At 57.1% G+C, this 17,741-nt stretch carries 14 protein-coding genes; 12 read left to right on the top strand and 2 right to left on the bottom strand.

Features of this window, described 5'->3' with window-relative positions; all coding sequences use genetic code 11:
* The first annotated feature begins 24 nt into the window (after positions 1 to 24).
* The 4 genes from K0H48_RS15215 (at position 25) to K0H48_RS15200 (ending at position 6,985) form a co-directional block, all read left to right on the top strand.
* Positions 25 to 1,296 (top strand): ATP-grasp domain-containing protein, encoded by a 1,272-nt coding sequence (locus tag K0H48_RS15215; protein WP_219268099.1) that lies wholly within the window; start codon positions 25 to 27, stop codon positions 1,294 to 1,296.
* Positions 1,297 to 1,434: 138 nt separating this feature from the next.
* Positions 1,435 to 4,419, top strand: coding sequence for an amino acid adenylation domain-containing protein (locus tag K0H48_RS15210; protein ID WP_219268098.1), 2,985 nt, complete (start codon positions 1,435 to 1,437; stop codon positions 4,417 to 4,419).
* 81 nt (positions 4,420 to 4,500) lie between these two features.
* Positions 4,501 to 5,724, top strand: a complete 1,224-nt coding sequence (locus K0H48_RS15205) for an ATP-grasp domain-containing protein (RefSeq protein ID WP_219268097.1) — start codon at positions 4,501 to 4,503, stop codon at positions 5,722 to 5,724.
* Complete coding sequence (locus K0H48_RS15200; protein WP_219268096.1) at positions 5,717 to 6,985, top strand: MFS transporter; 1,269 nt, start codon at positions 5,717 to 5,719, stop codon at positions 6,983 to 6,985. Before K0H48_RS15205 ends, K0H48_RS15200 begins: the two co-directional genes overlap by 8 nt.
* Positions 6,986 to 7,025: 40 nt before the next feature.
* Here K0H48_RS15200 and K0H48_RS15195 read toward each other — a convergent pair whose 3' ends face one another.
* Positions 7,026 to 7,262, bottom strand: coding sequence for a glutaredoxin family protein (locus tag K0H48_RS15195; protein WP_219268095.1), 237 nt, complete (start codon positions 7,260 to 7,262; stop codon positions 7,026 to 7,028).
* Between the two features lie 88 nt (positions 7,263 to 7,350).
* Complete coding sequence (locus tag K0H48_RS15190; protein ID WP_219268094.1) at positions 7,351 to 8,559, bottom strand: ammonium transporter; 1,209 nt, start codon at positions 8,557 to 8,559, stop codon at positions 7,351 to 7,353.
* Between the two features lie 371 nt (positions 8,560 to 8,930).
* Between K0H48_RS15190 and K0H48_RS15185 the strand changes: the two genes are divergently transcribed.
* The 8 genes from K0H48_RS15185 (at position 8,931) to K0H48_RS15150 (ending at position 17,717) form a co-directional block, all read left to right on the top strand.
* Positions 8,931 to 9,245, top strand: a complete 315-nt coding sequence (locus K0H48_RS15185; protein WP_017136182.1) for a YqjD family protein — start codon at positions 8,931 to 8,933, stop codon at positions 9,243 to 9,245.
* 5 nt (positions 9,246 to 9,250) lie between these two features.
* On the top strand, positions 9,251 to 9,640 hold the full coding sequence (locus K0H48_RS15180) for a phage holin family protein (protein WP_017136181.1): 390 nt from the start codon (positions 9,251 to 9,253) through the stop codon (positions 9,638 to 9,640).
* On the top strand, positions 9,637 to 9,969 hold the full coding sequence (locus tag K0H48_RS15175) for a hypothetical protein (protein ID WP_017136180.1): 333 nt from the start codon (positions 9,637 to 9,639) through the stop codon (positions 9,967 to 9,969). The genes K0H48_RS15180 and K0H48_RS15175 overlap by 4 nt, the downstream gene beginning before the upstream one ends.
* Positions 9,970 to 10,061: 92 nt before the next feature.
* Complete coding sequence (locus K0H48_RS15170; RefSeq protein ID WP_219268093.1) at positions 10,062 to 11,225, top strand: EAL domain-containing protein; 1,164 nt, start codon at positions 10,062 to 10,064, stop codon at positions 11,223 to 11,225.
* 71 nt (positions 11,226 to 11,296) lie between these two features.
* Positions 11,297 to 12,628, top strand: a complete 1,332-nt coding sequence (locus tag K0H48_RS15165) for a deoxyguanosinetriphosphate triphosphohydrolase (protein WP_219268092.1) — start codon at positions 11,297 to 11,299, stop codon at positions 12,626 to 12,628.
* A gap of 166 nt (positions 12,629 to 12,794) precedes the next feature.
* The gene (locus tag K0H48_RS15160) at positions 12,795 to 13,190 is read left to right on the top strand and encodes a response regulator (protein WP_219268091.1); all 396 of its coding nucleotides are present in this window, start codon (positions 12,795 to 12,797) and stop codon (positions 13,188 to 13,190) included.
* Positions 13,191 to 13,446: 256 nt separating this feature from the next.
* The gene (locus K0H48_RS15155; RefSeq protein ID WP_138817427.1) at positions 13,447 to 14,073 is read left to right on the top strand and encodes a response regulator transcription factor; all 627 of its coding nucleotides are present in this window, start codon (positions 13,447 to 13,449) and stop codon (positions 14,071 to 14,073) included.
* An 8-nt stretch (positions 14,074 to 14,081) separates the two neighbouring features.
* Positions 14,082 to 17,717: a transporter substrate-binding domain-containing protein gene (locus K0H48_RS15150; RefSeq protein WP_219268090.1), complete on the top strand. Its 3,636-nt coding sequence runs from the start codon at positions 14,082 to 14,084 to the stop codon at positions 17,715 to 17,717.
* The last annotated feature ends 24 nt before the right edge of the window (positions 17,718 to 17,741 follow it).

Here is a 17,741-nt window from a genome sequence, read left to right as displayed (position 1 = left end):
CGCTAAATACACTGGAATGTGACAATGGCTAACAAGTTTGCTGTGATCGTCGACGCGTATTCCACTGGCGCGAAACTGGCCTCCAAGTTTCAGGCTGAGGGCATCTCTGTTCTGCATGTACAGAGTGCCGCACCGATCATTGATTTTTACGTCAACGACTTCAGGCCCGACGACTTTATCGCCAACGTGATTTTCACGGGGCTGGCCGAATGTGTTGCTGACATCGACCAAGCGTTGAATGGCGCCAAACCGATGTGTGTTTTGGCCGGCGCCGAGACAGGTATCGAACTCGCCGACCTGCTGGCAGCCGAATTGGGCCTGCCAGGGAACGCCACAAACAGCTCACGTGTTCGCCGCGATAAGTACGCAATGGCCAGTGCGTTGCAGGCGGCTGATTTGGCGACGCCGCACTTTCTGCGCACAGACAGTCTGGATGCGCTGAACCAATGGGCCGCCGACCACTGTTGGCCGCTTGTTCTGAAGCCTTTGGCCAGCGCCGGTAATGACAGTGTTTTCTTCTGCTATGACTCGACTGAACTGAAAACCGCCTTTCAATCCATCTATAACAAAGCCAACCGGTTTGGCGGGCATAATAATCATGTGTTGGCGCAAACCCTGTTGAAGGGTACGCAATACGTTATTAACAGTGTCTCTATCGACGGCCAACACTATATTTCTGACATGTGGGTAGATCGGCGCAAATTTATCCTGGGCGCCTCGAATATCTATGACTGCGAAGAACTCCTGGCCTATGAAGGTGACGTACAGGGTGACTTGATCACTTACATCAAAAAAGCATTGGATGCACTGGGTGTGTGCAATGGGCCCGCTCATTCTGAAATCATGATGACCGCTGAGGGGCCGGTATTAATTGAAACCGGTGCTCGCCTGCAAGGGGCGATGCTTGAAGAGCCGGTTGTTGAGGCGCTTGGAGAGAGCCAGATCACCCTGACGATCGAACGTTATTGCCACCCGGAGCGGTTCAAGCGTCGTTTGGGCCAGCAGTATGTGTTATCCCGGCATGTGATGTGCGTAGCGATGATCTCCGACCAGGAAGGTGTCGTCGTTGACACCACAGGTTTTGAGCAAGTGTGCTCACTGCCCTCCTATGCCTGTCATTTCCATTTGCCCGAAAAGGGCGATGACATTGTGCGCACCATCGACTTGTTCTCGATCCCTGGCGTTGTTTATCTAAGCCATAAAGACCGCCACGTGCTGCAGCGTGACTACCAGACTATCCGTCAGCTTGAGCAAGCACATCAAGTGTTCACCGTGCACGAAAAAATTCGCGCATAACGTTGGCGCACGCGGCTCAACCAGGCTTGAACGCGTGCACTAACTTCAGGCCGTTAGCCAGTTGACCGTCCTTGGCATTCTCGGACTAAAGCCCCCTAGCACAGATTATTTATACATTTCTATTTACAGGAGTATTAGATGATTATTGGTCACGTTGAGCACTCATGGCTGAGTGAGGGGCAAACTGATAGGCCAAGTGTATTGGCGATGGTTGAGGCAGCTGCACAAACGCATGGAAACGCAACAGCAGTCGTCTGTGGTGAACACCGTCTTACCTACAATAATCTGATCATGTCGGCGCGTGCCAATGCAGCGCGCTTGCGCGCACAAGGTGTGGTCAACAAAGACATCGTGCTCTGTGCGCTGGCGACCGGAGTTGAACTGCCCATTGCCTGGCTGTCCGTGATGATGGCCAACGCCGTCATTATTCCGATCGATATTAGATGGCCAGAGAGCAGACTGCGCGCAGTTGTCGAGGCCAGCCAGGCCAGGCTGGTCATCACCAATGGAGATGAGCCTGCATTAAGGAATGCAGGTTTGAGCCAGTTGGAAATCCTGCTCGACAAGGGTACTGACCTGCACACCAAAGAGTACGCCAGTTGTACCGCTGCCGATGTGCTCTACGGCTTCTTCACCTCAGGGTCGACTGGCCATCCTAAGTGCGCCCTGAACCACCACGCTGGATTGGTTAATCGCTTTAGCTACATGACCAAGCGCTTCGGTAGCGGCCACACTGTCTATCAAAACAGCGCCCCTTTATTTGATTCCTCGATTTGGCAAATGCTCTGGCCACTGACCCAGGGTGGCGTGGCAGTCCTGCCTGAGCAACGCGATCACTGGAGCGTTGAGTCGCTGGTAGACGAAATTGAGCACCATCAAATCAGCATGACTGATTTCGTACCGACAACGTTCAAATTACTGGTACGCGCTTTAGAAAACCAAACGATTGCCGCACACCGATTAAACAGCCTGCGACACGTGCTGATTGGCGGAGAGGAAATCGACGCCGCCTCCGTGCACAGCTTCAGACGCCTGTTTCCTGGCTGTACGATCATCAATACCTACGGCCATACCGAAGCATCAATCGGAATGGTATTTCATGAGGTGCGCGATGAAGATGAGGACAGGATTCCACTAGGACTGGCGATTGATAACACCTTTGTCAAAATAGTCGACGATCAGCGGCTGCCGGTGGCTGATGGCGCCTTTGGTGAAATTGTTGTCGCCGGCATTTGCGTGGGCGCAGGCTATCTGAACGCTCCAGAACTGAGCGCACAATCGTTTATACCCAACCCCTTCCCGGACTTGCCCGGTGAGACCGTTTACTTGACCGGGGACATCGGCCGGTTGCGGCCCGATGGGTTGCTGGAATATGGCGGCAGGGCCGACGACCAGGTAAAGGTGCGTGGCGTTCGCATCGAGCTCTGTGAAATAGCGTCGGCAATGAAAGCCAGCTTCCCCGCCGTCAAGGATGCCTTGGCGATTGTCTTGCCCAATGAGCAAGGCGACGCTGGCCTGGCGTTGGTTTATGTGGCTTCACACGCATTGGAGTTACAGCAGGTGCGACGCGAGCTGGCGCGACATCTGCCGGCCACCCACATGCCTCAGTTAGTGCACCACTTGAAGCGCTTCCCGGTGTCACCGAATGGCAAGGTCGATCGTAAAAACATCTTGAATGACTTGGAAAAGCACTGTTTGGATGCGGTGCAACCTTGTATCAGCGGGACACTCCTGGAAAAAATCCTGGCCTGCTATCGCGCCGTCCTGCTGAACAGCCAAATTGGAATTGATGACGACTTTTTTGAGAGTGGCGGCGATTCGTTAGCGGCCGCTAATTTGTCACTCACGCTGGGCAAGCACCTTTCAGTCAGTGTGCCAATGACCGCTATCTATCAATACTCCACGCCGCTGCGGCTTACGGATTTCATCACAGGTTGCCAACTGAAGAACGACGCCACGCCGACCTATAGCTCTGCCATCGCGCCCTTCACTAATCACCAGCCCACCGCCTTAATCAGCTCAACGCTTTTGCTCACGGGTGCAAGCGGTTTTGTAGGCATTCATATTCTTGCGCACTTATTGGCAACGACACGCGTTGCAATCACCGTGCTGCTGCGCGGCAGCAATAAAGAGAGTGCTTTACGGCGACTGGAAGCAGTGTTTTCAAAGGCATTCCCAGACAAAGTACTGCAACGCAACCGTATCACTGTCGTGCTTGGAGACCTTGCCCTGCCCTCCTGGGGGTTGGATAACGATGAATGGCAACATCAATGTGCTCATATTGATGAGGTGATTCATTGCGGTGCCGCGGTCAACTTCCTGTTTCACGCCTCGCAATTGTACTCAGCCAATGTGGGGGGCACGCAGGAGCTTATCCGGTTCTGTAATGAAGGTAAGGCGAAGCGATTGCATCACGTGTCCTCTTTGGCCGCAAAGTTGCCGGAAAGCGCGCACCGTGGGCAGGAAGATATTGTGTCAGCCGTCGAGGCCCAAGCGCTGGGCGTTACTGGGTATGGGTACACCAAATATCTGGCAGACAAACTCGTGGCGGCTGCACAAAAACAAGGGCTGCACGCCAGGATTTATCGTGTCGACGATGTACTGCCGTCCATGAGTACCGGCTACTCGAATGGTCAGTCTCTATTTCATTTACTCCTCAAACAATGCGTTCAGATGGGGGTTGCACCGGCGGGCTGCGGAAGCCTTGGACTGTTGTCTGCTGACGCTTTGGCCGATTGGTTATGCACCTTTGTCGGCAGCCAGGAACGTTTCCGCGGCGGGGCGGCGTTGATTGATGTTGTCGGTCAACAATACGTCGGCTTTGACGACATTGTGCACTACACGGCGCAAAAAACCGGCCGGGATGCAACGTCAGCGTCCTACACAGAGTTTTTATCGATGCTCACTCACTTTGATCAAAGTGAAGCAACGCTTATTCATCAAATATTACCGCCGGCGGACGCGGACAAAGTGGCCTTCACAAAAGAAACGCAATGTTTGCCCACAGACATCCCACATGCGCATCTGCTGTCCGGCGGTCTAAACAGCTTTGACGCGTTCATCAACCTGTTTGATATCGAACTCGGAGAAAGTTTCAAGCACCGGCGCAAAGCACTGAGTTAACGCGCGAGCGACAAAACAAGCATGGTTAACGCTGCTGACGCACGTTAACTACTTACCTACATTGTTCGGGAAAAACCTGTGATGCGTCGTTTAATTATGATCGGTGGCTGGACTGAAATATATAAAAAGGCCAAGGCGTGCGGCTTTCACCTGACTGTCGTCCAGCAGAAGGAAGATATCCAGTTTGAAGACTTCTTGATCGTGGATCAGATTATTTCCTCGCCCATGGGGGAAAAAGTTGTAGTCGATTTGGTCGAAACGCTGCATCGACGCACGCCCTTTCACGCAGTCGTTTCCTTTCAAGAGTTTGGTCTTTTGAATGCAGCATTGATTCAGGATCGCCTGGGAATAATGGGCAACCCGCTGGGCCCAGTGCTGTTAACGCGTGACAAAGGCCATATGCGCACTCACATGAAAGAAAACGGGATACCGTCGATCCCATTTGCGACCGTCACCAGCCCTGAAGAGGTGATCGTTTTTGCGCGCCAATGCGGATGGCCCATCATCATCAAACCGGTGAACGGTGCAGGCAGTCTGCAGGTACACAAATTGTTTTCTGAAGATCAAGTGGCCGCCGCCTACCGTTCGATCAAGCAAGACTTCCTGACCACCGATTTAATTAAATACGACTTTCCCGAGATCGGGATTATCGCCGAGAAGTTTATCGAGGGTCCGGAAGTCAGCGTCGAAGCGATTTCCTGGGAGGGTCAACACACGATCGTGGGGGTCACCGACAAGCTCACCACCGGCCACCCTGGATTTGTTGAAACCGGTCACAGCATGCCTTCGGCGTTGGCACCGGAGAAAATTGAAGCGATCAAGCAATTAACCGCTGCTTTCCTGGCCTCTATAGGGCACCTGTACGGCCCCTCACACACCGAGGTGATTTTTTCCGAAACCGGGCCGGTTATCGTTGAATCACATACGCGTACCGGTGGTGACCGTATTTTTGAAATGACCCAGTTGACCTATGGTGTCGACATGTTTACCGCCACGCTTCAGGGTCTGGCTGGGGCATTTCCAGACATTCAAATTGATACAACCAAAGGCGCGGCTATTCGCTATCTGTCTTTGTCTACAGGGCGAGTGGCGAACATTTCAGGGCTTGAGAGCGCCCGTCAATCTGCCGGTGTCGTCAGATGCGACATCACCGTCAACGTTGGAGATAAGTGCAAACACCCGCAAAACTCAGATGAACGCGCAGGCTATATTCTTGCGAATGGAGACAACGGCCCCGACGCTATCGACAATGTCATGCGCGCATTAACCAGGGTCAATATTGAAGTGGAGCCTGTTAATGCTTAGCCTGCTCTCACTTATTGCGAGCCGAGAGTTCAGCAAATATATTGCTGCTTCGATATTGACCGCGATTGGCAGCGGCATGTATTTCGTCGCTATTTCCTGGTACATCTACAAAACATCCGGCTCGGCAATGGCGGTTGGCTGGGTACTGATTTTCTCTTCGTTACCGGGCTTGCTGTTTTCACCCTGGATTGGTGTATTGGTTGACCGATGGAATGTGCGCGTTATTTGCATCGTCACCGACTTTGCCCGCGCACTTATCTTGATCTGCGTTGCTGTTTCAATGTACTACGAAGTACTCGGTCTTGAATTAATATACTTGGCGACATTCCTGATTGCGTTGTGTGAAAACTTTTTCCAGCCCGCTGTCGGAGCGCTGATACGCGATATCGTGCCTAAGGAGCGTCTGCTTGAGGCCAATGTTTCAAGCAGTATGAGCATGCAGGTTGGGCTGCTCATGGGTGCCAGTATCGGCGGCTTCCTGGTGGCTGTTTTTGGTACGCAGTATGTTGTTGTCATTAACGTTATTTCATTTTCCATTTCCGGCTTGCTGACCCTGTGGATCAAACACACTCCCGCCTTGAAACAGATTATTCATACCGTCGACGCGCCCGGCGCTCTTAAGGAGTTTTACCAGGCGATTCACTATGCGATTGGCACCCGTTTCGTGGTCGGACTCGCGATCCAGCAAATGTTCATCTATGTCACCCTGTCGGTGTGTAATACGCTCCTGCCTATTTTTGCCGACAAGGAACTGTCCGCCGGCGCTCAGGGGTTTGGCTTGATTGACGCGGCATGGGGAGTCGGCGCAATCGCCGGAGGGTTTTCCCTGACCTACCTTGTGAAAAAGATAAGCCCTGAGTGGTTTGGGATAGTTGGCTTGGGCGGGATTGCTTTATTGCTCTTCATGTTCTTGAGCGCCAACGGTGTTCCCCAGGCAGCGATGGCCTACTTTCTATTGGGCGGCTTCGTGGTCATGATTCGGGTCAATTCAGACACCCTGATCGCCACCGGCGTCGACCCTGCTCAGTTCGGAAAGGTCAAGGCGGCCATTTCGATGCTGATTTCATACATGAGTCTTATTGCCTATGCAGGTGTGGGTTACCTGGGCGATATTATCTCTGTTCGATGGATTTATCTGGCATTGAGCGCGGTGATTCTATGCTCGGCGCTTGGGATGCTTTGGATAACCCTGTCGAAAAAACCTCTGGTGTCGGGAATCGGTAAAGTCGACGGGGTTACTCAAGCCATTGAGGATGCTTGAACAACCAAAGCCTGGTGGTCAGCAAGCCACCGGGCTCACGCTATTGAAGGAAGTTGACCACCTGTTCGGTCTCGAACGGCCAATCCAGCTCCGCCCCCGTATCCAAGCGCCGAAGCACCGGGATGCGCAGACCGTAAACTTCGGTGAGATCGGCGGGGTCGGTGATATCCACCAACTCCACCAGCAAACCGTGTTCGACGAGCGGCATGATTTGGTCTTCGGCCACCTCACAAAGATGGCAGCCCAGGGTGCCGAACAACTGGCATTCAGGAAGCATGGCGAATGGACCCGATCAAAAACAGGCAACCATTCTAAGCCCACCCACCTGGCTGAGGCGAGCGGGCAGCCGGTTGCCAGGCAGCCGATCAATCCTGGCTGACCGCACCAATCTTGTGGATTGACAGATCAGCGCCGTAATACTCCTGTTCCTGGCTCAGGCGCAGCCCATACACACGCTTGATCACGCCATACACCAGCAAACCACCGACCAGCGCCACGGCCACGCCCAGCGCGGTGCCGATCAACTGGCTGATCAGGCTGACGCCGCCCAGGCCACCGAGTGCGGTCTGGCCAAAAATGCCGCAGGCAATGCCGCCCCACACGCCACACAGGCCATGCAGCGGCCATACGCCCAGCACGTCGTCGATCTTCCAGCGATCCTGGGCGGCGATAAAGCACCACACGAACAACCCACCGGCGACCACACCGGTGACCAGCGCGCCCACCGGGTGCATCAGGTCGGAGCCGGCACAGATTGCTACCAGCCCGGCCAACGGGCCGTTGTGCAGGAAGCCTGGGTCATTGCGGCCGATCACCAAGGCCGCGACCGTACCGCCGACCATCGCCATCAGCGAGTTGACGGCGACGAGACCGCTGACACCGTTGAGGGTTTGCGCGCTCATCACGTTAAAGCCGAACCAGCCGACGATCAGAATCCACGAACCCAACGCCAGGAACGGAATGCTCGACGGCGCAAATGCGACCAGCCGCCCTTCCCTGTAGCGCCCATTACGCGGGCCTAACAGCAGCACCGCCGCCAGCGCCAGCCAACCGCCCATGGCGTGCACCACCACGGAACCGGCAAAATCATGGAAGCTGGCGCCAAAGCGCGCGAGCAACCAGGTTTGCAGGCCGAAATTGCCGTTCCACACCATGCCTTCGAAAAACGGATAGATAAACGCCACGATCAGCGCGGTGGCACACAACTGCGGGGCAAACTTGGCCCGTTCGGCAATGCCCCCGGAAATGATCGCCGGGATCGCGGCGGCGAAGGTCAACAGAAAAAAGAACTTCACCAGGCCATAGCCGTGGTCGGCGCTGATCACCGCCGCCGGTTGCATAAAGCTCACGCCGTAGGAGATCCAATAGCCTATAAAGAAATAAGCCAGGGTTGAGATCGCGAAGTCACTGAGGATTTTCGACAGGGCGTTGACCTGGTTTTTCTGGCGCACGGTGCCGACTTCGAGGAACGCGAAGCCAGCGTGCATGGCCAGGACCATGACCGCACCGATCAGGATAAACAGGGTGTTGGAGCTGTGGACGAGGGTGTCCACTGCGCTTTGCAAATTTTCCATGGAGGTTGGCAGGCCTGCATTCAAGGCAAAAAGCACCAAAGCGGTTCAAGTCAGGGTTGCGCGCACTAAATTGGCACCACCGGCCCCACCCCTCTTCAGAGGGCATGAACCGTTTTAGCGCAGCGATCAACACAATGGCCTTGGCCGACAGGGTTTTTCCGCGAGTTTGTGTGATTTAGGGTAAGGTTTTTCCAGGCATTGACCTCGATCCGCCCTGACTCGGCGCAAGCCCAGGGCCTGCGCACCAAGGCAAAGCAAAAGCTGTACCAGGCAATTGAACTGAACCTTCACCGAAGTCGGTGACTCGAAAACTCATCTACACAAACCACGCACACTCAGACATACAGAATCAGCCAATCACGGAGATACCCATGGCCAGAAGAACTGCTAAGACTGCTCAAGAAATACTGATGGCGGATTTTCAAACCCTGGTCAGCGACACCGAAAAGTTGCTCGACGACACCGCCGTGCTGGCGGGTGACCAGGCGGATGAGCTGCGCAGCAAGATCCACGAGAGCCTGCTCAAAGCACGCGAAACCCTGCAACTGACCGAAGACTCCCTGCGTGAACGCGGCCAGGCGGCGGTTACGGCCACCGAAGATTACGTGCAGGCCAACCCTTGGCAGTCGGTCGGCATTGCCGCCGGTGTGGGCTTTCTGATCGGTCTGCTGGCCACAAGGCGCTAACTATCATGTCTATCGGCGAAACCGGCTCGTCCACGGGCACCAGTTCCACTTCACGACGCCTGGGCGCAGCCGTTCTGGGCTTGCTGCACAGCCACGTCGAATTATTTGGCATCGAGTTGCAGGAACAGAAGGCCCGCACCGTGAGCCTGCTGCTGTTTGCAGGCCTGGCACTGGTGTTTGCGCTGTTATTGCTGGTGGGGTTGTCGACCTTGGTGATGATTCTGGTGTGGGACACCGGCTATCGTCTCACCGGGATCATCTGCCTCTGCGTGTTCTACAGCCTGGCTGCGGCCTTCTGCGGGGTGCGCTTGAAAGCGGCGGTGTTCGATGAGTCCACGCCCTTCCACGCCACCCTTGAAGAGCTGGCCAATGATCGGGAGCGCCTGCTGCCATGAGCATGACTGAAATCCCGCAAAACACCTCGCGCCGGGAAATGCGCAAGGCGTTGATTCGCCTGCGTATGGAAATGCATCGCCAGGAGATTCGTCACGAGTCCCAGCAACTGATGGCGCCGTTGAACAAAATGCGCGACATGCGCCACAACTGGCAAGACAGCCTGGGCATCAAGCACGCGCCGCTGTGGGGCGTGGCAGCGGTGACACTGATGGGCTTTTTCACCGGCAAGGGCGCCAAGGGCGGCGGTATCAGCAGCCTGACGCGCCTGGTGCGGCTGGGCGCTGGTTTGATCCCGCTGATCAAATTGGCCATGCAGCGTAAGGGCTGAACCTGGCTGGCTGCATTCTTGCAAACAGAATCGGCCCGGCCCTCGTTACTGAGGGCCGGGCCTTTTTTCGCCAGCTCTCTTAAGGAGGCCCCGTGATCGACGGGCAACCGCTCGCCTGTTTCCAGCCCTTCATCGATACTGCCACCGGGCGCATTGCCGGCGTCGAGGCGCTGGGCCGTTTACGTCAGGCCGATGGCCGCCTGCAATCGGTGGGGCCGCTGTTTGCCGACCCGCGCACACCCGGCGTGGCCCTGCGCCGCCTCGACCGGCAGATCCGCGAAAACGCCCTGAGCCGCCTGCATGAAGCACCCGCCGACTGGTTTCTGAGCCTGAACATCTCACCCCGCTGGATCAACCGCCTGCGCCCTGGCCAAGCCCTGCCCAGCCTGAAACAAGTGCAGGCCCACCACGTCGACCCACGGCGCATTGTGTTTGAAATCACCGAACTGGGCGGCGATATCCAACGCCTGGCCGACGTGGTCGCGCGCTACCGCGAGGCCGGCGCACGCATTGCCATCGATGACTTCGGCGCCGGCTATTCGCAACTCGACCGCGTACTGGCGCTGCAGCCGGATATTCTCAAACTCGACATGCGCCTGTTCCAGGAAGCCGCTAAAGGCGGGCCGAGCAGTGAAGTGGTACGGGCACTGGCGCAAATGGCCGAAAAAACCGGATGCTGGATCATCGCCGAGGGCGTGGAAACCGAGGCGCAACTGAATTTTGCCCTGGAGTGCGGCGCGCGTTATGTGCAGGGCTATCTGTTTGCCCAGGCCCAACTGGACTGGTTTGCAACTGATGCGTTCGTTGCGCGTTTTGCCCAACTGCGCAGCGTTTACGTGCAGCACAAACTCGCCGAACGTGGCCGTGTGATGCAGTTGCGGGTGCAATTGGCCGAGCTGATGAACATCCTGCAAAGTTGGGCACAGGGCCGCGCGCCGCTTGATCAACTGCCCCAATTGCCGGACTTCCCGTGGCTGCTGCGTTTTTACCAGTGCGACCGCCATGGCACCCAGCTGACGCCCAACTTCGAGTGGCGCCAGGATGCCTGGCAGGCCGACAGCCGCTACCTGGGCCACAACTGGTCGTGGCGGCCGTACTTCTATCACCTGCTCGCCGAAGGCTGGGAGGAGCGGCGCCTGACGCTGTCGTCGACCTACCGCGATGCCACCACCAACCAGTACTGCCTCACCGCCGGGCAGTTCTTCGATAACGGTCAGCGTTTGCTGTTAATCGATATCGATGCGGCGGGCCTGTAGATTTTTGCTTGCCGATGCCGCGCTGAACCGGGAAGCTGGGAGGGTCATTCACCGCACGGAGAGTAACCGCCTTGGATTGGCCCACCCTGCTTACCCGCGAACGTCTTGGAAAGCCCCTGCACAGCCCGGAAGAACTCGGCCGTAGCCCGTTCCACAAAGACCACGATCGGATTATTTTCTCCGGCGCGTTCCGCCGCCTGGGCCGCAAGACCCAGGTGCACCCGGTGTCCAGTAACGACCATATCCACACGCGCCTGACCCATTCCCTGGAAGTCAGTTGCGTCGGCCGCTCCCTTGGCATGCGCGTCGGCGAAACCCTGCGCAGCGCCCTGCCCGACTGGTGTGAGCCAAGCGATCTGGGCATGGTGGTGCAATCGGCTTGCCTGGCCCATGACATCGGCAACCCGCCGTTCGGGCACTCGGGTGAAGATGCCATTCGCCACTGGTTCCAACAGGCCGCGGGACGCGGCTGGCTGGATGACATGAGCAGCGCCGAACGCAACGACTTCCTGAATTTCGAAGGTAATGCCCAAGGTTTCCGGGTGCTCACCCAACTGGAATACCATCAGTTCGACGGCGGCACACGCCTGACTTACGCCACCCTCGGCACTTACCTCAAATACCCCTGGACTGCCCGCCACGCGGACTCGTTGGGCTACAAGAAGCACAAGTTCGGCTGTTATCAGAGCGAGTTGCCGATCCTTGAGCAGATCGCCCATAAGCTCGGCCTGCCGCAACTGGAAGAGCAACGCTGGGCGCGTCACCCGCTGGTCTACCTGATGGAGGCGGCTGACGATATCTGCTACGCCTTGATCGACCTCGAAGACGGCCTGGAAATGGAGCTGCTCGACTATGCCGAAGTAGAGTCGCTGCTGCTCGACCTGGTGGGTGACGATTTGCCTCAGACCTACCGGCAACTGGGCCCGGCGGATTCACGTCGGCGCAAGCTGGCGATCCTGCGCGGCAAGGCCATCGAGCACCTGACCAATGCGGCGGCACGCGCCTTCGTCGAGCAGCAGGACGCCTTGCTCGCCGGCACGCTGCAAGGCGACTTGGTGGAACACATGCATGGCCCGGCCAAGCGCTGCGTACTGGACGCCAAGGACATGGCGCGCAAGAAAATCTTCCAGGACAAGCGCAAGACCCTGCACGAAATCGGCGCCTATACCACCCTGGAAATCCTGCTGAACGCCTTTTGCGGCGCCGCCCTGGAGCAGCATGGCGGGCGCACGCCGTCGTTCAAGAACCGCCGCATTCTCGACTTGCTGGGCAACAGTGCGCCCGACCCTGCGTGGCCCCTGCACGCATCGTTTCTGCGCATGATCGACTTTATCGCCGGCATGACCGACAGTTACGCCACCGAAATGGCAAGGGAGATGACCGGGCGTTCCAGCCCCCAGTGAAACATCAGGTCATGCCGCCTGCGTCCCGTACAGACTTTACCTACGACGGGAACAGAGCGGCCTGATCGAATTCGCACATCCGCTCGAGGAATAATCGCGCACGCTTCTTGCGAACCTGACACGCAATTCCTACGTCACGTCCCTCTGACTGAGCCATGTGCCTTCTATGCCCATACCCCATCTTCGAATCCTATTGGTGGAGGATCATCCCTTTCAGCTCCTGGCCACTCAGTGCCTGCTCAAAAGCTTCGGTTTCGAGCAACTGACCCTTGCGGAAAATGCCGAGCAGGCAATCCGCTGGATGTCTTGCGCCACCCACCCCTTTGATTTGATGTTGTGCGATCAATGCCTGCCTGATCTGCCCGGGCTGGAACTGATAGACATTGCCAGCCGCCAACACTTCATCACCGGCGCCATCCTGTTGAGCGGGCTGCCCGCAACAGAGTTGTCCAACCTGACACTCCAGGCACGGCAGCGCGGCCTGCCATTGCTGGGTTACTTATTGAAGCCCCTGAATAAAGACGCACTGACAGAATTGATTGCGCCACTGCTCTCGTTATAAATGCAGGACTATAAACACTGCTCACGGGTAAACAATCGCCGCAAGAACAGGGTTGGATCCCTGACACCGCTCCAGGGCTTACTGATTCAACTACTGCTTACATCCGACGACACGAAGCCTTATCGAACGGTAGGTCGTTACCTTTTATTATGTAGGAATTCTCCTGTTTTATATCTACTCCCCCCAACGCTCGTCCTCCTCCCTCATCTTCTGAGCTAATGTGCCCGCTTTATTTGCACTTGCATGGAATATGATTATGAACACGGTTTTTATCATTGATGACCACCCGGTTATCCGGCTGGCGATTCGCATGTTGCTGGAACACGAGGGTTATAAAATCGTTGGCGAAACGGACAACGGTTGTGACGCGATACAAATGGTTCGCGAGTGCCTGCCCGACCTGATCATCCTGGACATCAGCATTCCGAAACTCGACGGCCTCGAAGTGCTCTGCCGATTCAACGCGATGAACACCTCGATGAAAACCTTGATCCTGACGGCCCAGAGTCCGACGTTGTTCGCCACCCGCTGCATGCGCTCGGGCGCAGACGGTTATGTGTGCAAGGAAGGCGACCTGAGTGAATTGCTGAGTGCCATTCGTGCGGTGCTGTCTGGCTACAATTACTTCCCCAGTCAGGCACTCAATTCCAATGGCGCCGACAGCAAGGACGCACAGGAACTTGAACTGTTCAAGGCCGTGAACGACCGGGAACTGATGGTATTGCAACTTTTTGCACAAGGCCGCACGAACAAAGAAATCGCCAAAGGTATGTTTCTAAGTAACAAAACAGTAAGCACTTACAAAAAAAGATTGATGCAAAAACTTAAAGCCAAGTCCTTGGTAGAACTTATCGAGATGGCAAAACGAAACGCGCTAGTGTGAGAAAGCGGATGCCCAGGCGTATAAAGGACTATCTGATTATATTATTGGCCGGCATGTGCTTGAGCACGACCGTGCCCGCGGCCCTTCAAATCGGACCGGAACACTTCACCTTATTGAGCCGCGCGGGTACCGTTCAACTCGATATTCAACTGGATAAGACCCAGCGCCAATGGCTACAGTCCAAGCGCGAGCTGGTACTGGGCACTTCGGCACCCGACTACCCGCCCTTCGACCTCACCTCCAGCGGTCGCGACTATGAGGGCCTGACCGCCGATTATGCAGGGCTACTGGCCAAAGCCATGGCCTTGCCCGTCAAGGTGTTGCGTTACCCGACACGTGAGGCTGCGATAAACGCGCTGGAAGCCGGCGAAATCGACCTGCTGGGCTCCTCCAATGGCTTTGAGGCCGCCAACCCTGAACTCATCCTCTCGCGACCTTATGCGGTAGACCAGCCGGTGCTGGTGACCCGCGAAGGCGAAACACGCAGCTTGAGCGAGGGCCTGGCTGGCCTGCGCCTGAGCCTTGTCTACCACTACCTGCCGCTGAGCGAAGTCGAAAAGTTGTACCCGCAGGCGGACATCCGCGCGTTCCCTTCTTATCAAAACGCGCTGAATGCCGTGGCTTTCGAGCAGGCGGACGTGTTCCTGGGGGACACTATTTCCACCCATTACATGATCAACAAGGGCTACCTCAAAAATGTCCACATGGCCAACTTCGGCAAGCATGAAGCCTATGGGTTCACCTTCGCGTTGCGCCACGATCAAGCTGTCTTACTGAGCATCGTCGACGCGGTGCTGAGCGCCGTCCCCATCAATGAGCGGGACAACATCGCCAAGCGCTGGAGCGCCGGCAGCGACATCTTGCTGACCGACAAGAAACTGCAACTGACCCAACGTGAAGAGCGCTGGCTCAAAGACCATCCGGTGGTCAAAGTCGTGGTCAATGAGACATTCGCGCCGTTGACGTTCTTCGATGCCGACGGCAATTTTCGCGGCATCACCGCCGACCTGCTGGAACTGATCCGCCTGCGCACCGGCCTGCGTTTTGAAGTGCAGCGCAGTCGCGAAATCAGCACAATGATCGAGCAGCTCACCGAGGGTAAAGCCGATGTCATCGGGGCCATTGTCCCCAGCGCCGAACGCGAAACTCAGCTCAGTTTCAGCCGGCCCTATCTGGAAAACTCCTATGTCCTGCTGACTCGCAAGGAGCCCGATGCGGCCGCGAACCTGGAGCAGATGGCAGGCAAGCGCCTGGCAATCACCCTGGGCAACCCGCTGGAAAAAACCTTGCAAGAGGACTTCCCGCAGATTCGCCTGGTGGAAGTCAGTGATACCTTCAAGGCCTCGGAAATGCTGGCCCAAGGGAGTGTGGACGGCGCGGTGAACTCACTGGTCATTGCCAACTATTTCCTTGCCTCCCAGGTGTTCCAGGACAAACTGCAGATCAGCGCCAGCATCGGCACCCTGCCCGCCACTTTCTCCATGGCGACGCCACGCAGCGCCGTCGAGCTGAGCTCAATCCTGGACAAAGCGCTGCTGAGCATCGCCCCTGAGGAAATGGGCGTGATCAACAGCCGCTGGCGCGGTTACACGCCCGCCTCCGACAGCTACTGGCGCAATTACCACCAACTGATTGCGCAGATCATCATTGGCACCGGCTTGTTGTTGCTGATCTCCCTGACCTGGAACGCCTATATGCGTCGCCAGATCAAACATCGCAAGATGGCCGAGCGTGCCCTCAATGACCAGTTCGAGTTCATGCGCGCACTGGTCAATGAAACGCCGCACCCGATCTATGTGCGTGATCGCAAGGGCCTGTTGCAGACCTGTAATGACAGCTACCTGCAAGCGTTCGGGGTCAAGCGCGAAGAGGTCATCGGCAAGAGTGTGGTGCAAATGGACATGGCCCTGGCCCCCGAGGCCGCGCAGTACCACGCCGACTACCAACGGGTAGTGGTGGAAGGCACTCCACTGATCCTTGATCGCACCCTGCACATTCATGGCAAAAAACTCACGATCTACCACTGGATCCTGCCTTATCGCGACTCGGACGGCGAAGTCCAGGGCATCATCGGTGGCTGGATCGATATCAGTGACCGGCGCCAACTGTTCGACGAGTTGCGCACCGCCAAGGAACGCGCCGATGAAGCCAACCGGGCCAAAAGCACGTTCCTGGCCACCATGAGCCATGAAATCCGCACGCCGATGAATGCCGTGATCGGGATGCTGGAGCTGACCCTCAAGCGCGCCGACCAGGGCCATCTCGACCGCCCGGCGATCGAAGTGGCCTACAACTCGGCCAAGGACTTGCTGGAGCTGATCGGCGATATCCTCGACATTGCACGCATCGAATCGGGCCGCCTGAGCCTGGCTCCCGAGCGCGTTAACCTGCGCGAAGTGATCGAATCGGTGGTGCGCGTGTTTGACGGCCTCGCCCGCCAGAAGACCCTCAGCCTGTTGCTCGAATTCGACCCCAACTTCGACAACACCGCCGTGCTGATAGACCCGCTGCGCTTCAAGCAGGTGCTGTCCAACCTGGTCAGCAACGCGATCAAGTTTACCGAGCGCGGGCAGGTCAAGATCAAGGTGCAAGTGCAAGCCACCGAGCACCCCCAAGAGGTGCAGATGAAGCTGGTGGTCGAGGACACGGGCATCGGCATCAGCCGGGAGGACCAATCGCGCCTGTTCGAACCCTTTGCCCAGGCGGACAACTCCGGGCACCTGGCCAGGAGCGGAGCGGGCCTGGGGCTGGTGATCTGTCGCAGCCTGTGCGAGATGATGGGTGGGCAACTGAGCCTGAGCAGCGTGCCCATGGTGGGCACTCAGGTACAGGTCAGCTTGAGGATGACCTGCCTCAAGCCCATAGAAGCGTTGGACGAGCTCAAGTCTCAGGCGCCGACCGCCGCGGCGGTACTTAATGTACTGGTGGTGGACGATCATCCGGCGAACCGCTTGCTGATGTGCCAGCAATTGGGCTACCTGGGGCACCAGTTCACGGCGGCCCAGCATGGCGCCGCCGGGTTTCAGGCGTGGCGCCAGGAACACTTCGATCTGGTGATTGCCGACTGCAACATGCCCGTGATGAATGGCTATGAGTTGAGCCGTTCGATCCGTGAATACGAGCAGCGAGAGCAACAGGTGCCCTGCGTGATCCTCGGTTTTACCGCGAATGCCCAACCCGAGGAAAAACTCCGCTGTGCGCAGGCGGGCATGAACGACTGCCTGTTCAAACCCATCAGCCTCACTGCACTGGAGCAGCATCTGGCGCAGATCAAACCGCAATCCAGCGGCCAGCGGCTGGACCTCGATTGCCTGGACGCACTGACCGGAGGCGACCCGCACCTGAGCCGCCGCCTGCTGGAGGAGCTGCTGAGCAGCAGCCGTCAGGACCGCGAGGAGCTGGTGGCCTTGATGGCCCGCCAGGCGGCGCCCCAGGCCATCATTGAGCAAGCCCACAAGATCAAGGGCGCCGCGCGCATCGTCCAGGCAAGTTCATTGGCCGCGCAATGCGAAGCGCTGGAGCAAGCCTGTGCCCGCAACGAAGAGCGCCCCACACTCGACGCGGGGGTCAAGGCCCTGGAAAAACTCATGCTGGAGCTGGAGAGGACCCTGCAAGTGCAGCTCCATAAGCTGGACAGCCAATAACGGTGGCCAGCCCTCTCCTGCAAG

The sequence above is a fragment of the Pseudomonas sp. Xaverov 259 genome (assembly GCF_019352915.1).
GTDB lineage: Bacteria > Pseudomonadota > Gammaproteobacteria > Pseudomonadales > Pseudomonadaceae > Aquipseudomonas.
This window is presented reverse-complemented; position numbering and strand designations above follow the sequence as displayed.

What these genes read in the sequence shown, in the direction of transcription:
- K0H48_RS15215 (WP_219268099.1), top strand. Translation starts at nt 25, where the DNA reads ATGGCTAACAAGTTTGCTGTGATCGTCGACGCGTATTCCACTGGCGCG.
- K0H48_RS15210 (WP_219268098.1), top strand. Translation starts at nt 1,435, where the DNA reads ATGATTATTGGTCACGTTGAGCACTCATGGCTGAGTGAGGGGCAAACT.
- K0H48_RS15205 (WP_219268097.1), top strand. Translation starts at nt 4,501, where the DNA reads ATGCGTCGTTTAATTATGATCGGTGGCTGGACTGAAATATATAAAAAG.
- K0H48_RS15200 (WP_219268096.1), top strand. Translation starts at nt 5,717, where the DNA reads ATGCTTAGCCTGCTCTCACTTATTGCGAGCCGAGAGTTCAGCAAATAT.
- K0H48_RS15195 (WP_219268095.1), bottom strand. Translation starts at nt 7,262, where the DNA reads ATGCTTCCTGAATGCCAGTTGTTCGGCACCCTGGGCTGCCATCTTTGT.
- K0H48_RS15190 (WP_219268094.1), bottom strand. Translation starts at nt 8,559, where the DNA reads ATGGAAAATTTGCAAAGCGCAGTGGACACCCTCGTCCACAGCTCCAAC.
- K0H48_RS15185 (WP_017136182.1), top strand. Translation starts at nt 8,931, where the DNA reads ATGGCCAGAAGAACTGCTAAGACTGCTCAAGAAATACTGATGGCGGAT.
- K0H48_RS15180 (WP_017136181.1), top strand. Translation starts at nt 9,251, where the DNA reads ATGTCTATCGGCGAAACCGGCTCGTCCACGGGCACCAGTTCCACTTCA.
- K0H48_RS15175 (WP_017136180.1), top strand. Translation starts at nt 9,637, where the DNA reads ATGAGCATGACTGAAATCCCGCAAAACACCTCGCGCCGGGAAATGCGC.
- K0H48_RS15160 (WP_219268091.1), top strand. Translation starts at nt 12,795, where the DNA reads ATGCCCATACCCCATCTTCGAATCCTATTGGTGGAGGATCATCCCTTT.
- K0H48_RS15155 (WP_138817427.1), top strand. Translation starts at nt 13,447, where the DNA reads ATGAACACGGTTTTTATCATTGATGACCACCCGGTTATCCGGCTGGCG.
- K0H48_RS15150 (WP_219268090.1), top strand. Translation starts at nt 14,082, where the DNA reads ATGCCCAGGCGTATAAAGGACTATCTGATTATATTATTGGCCGGCATG.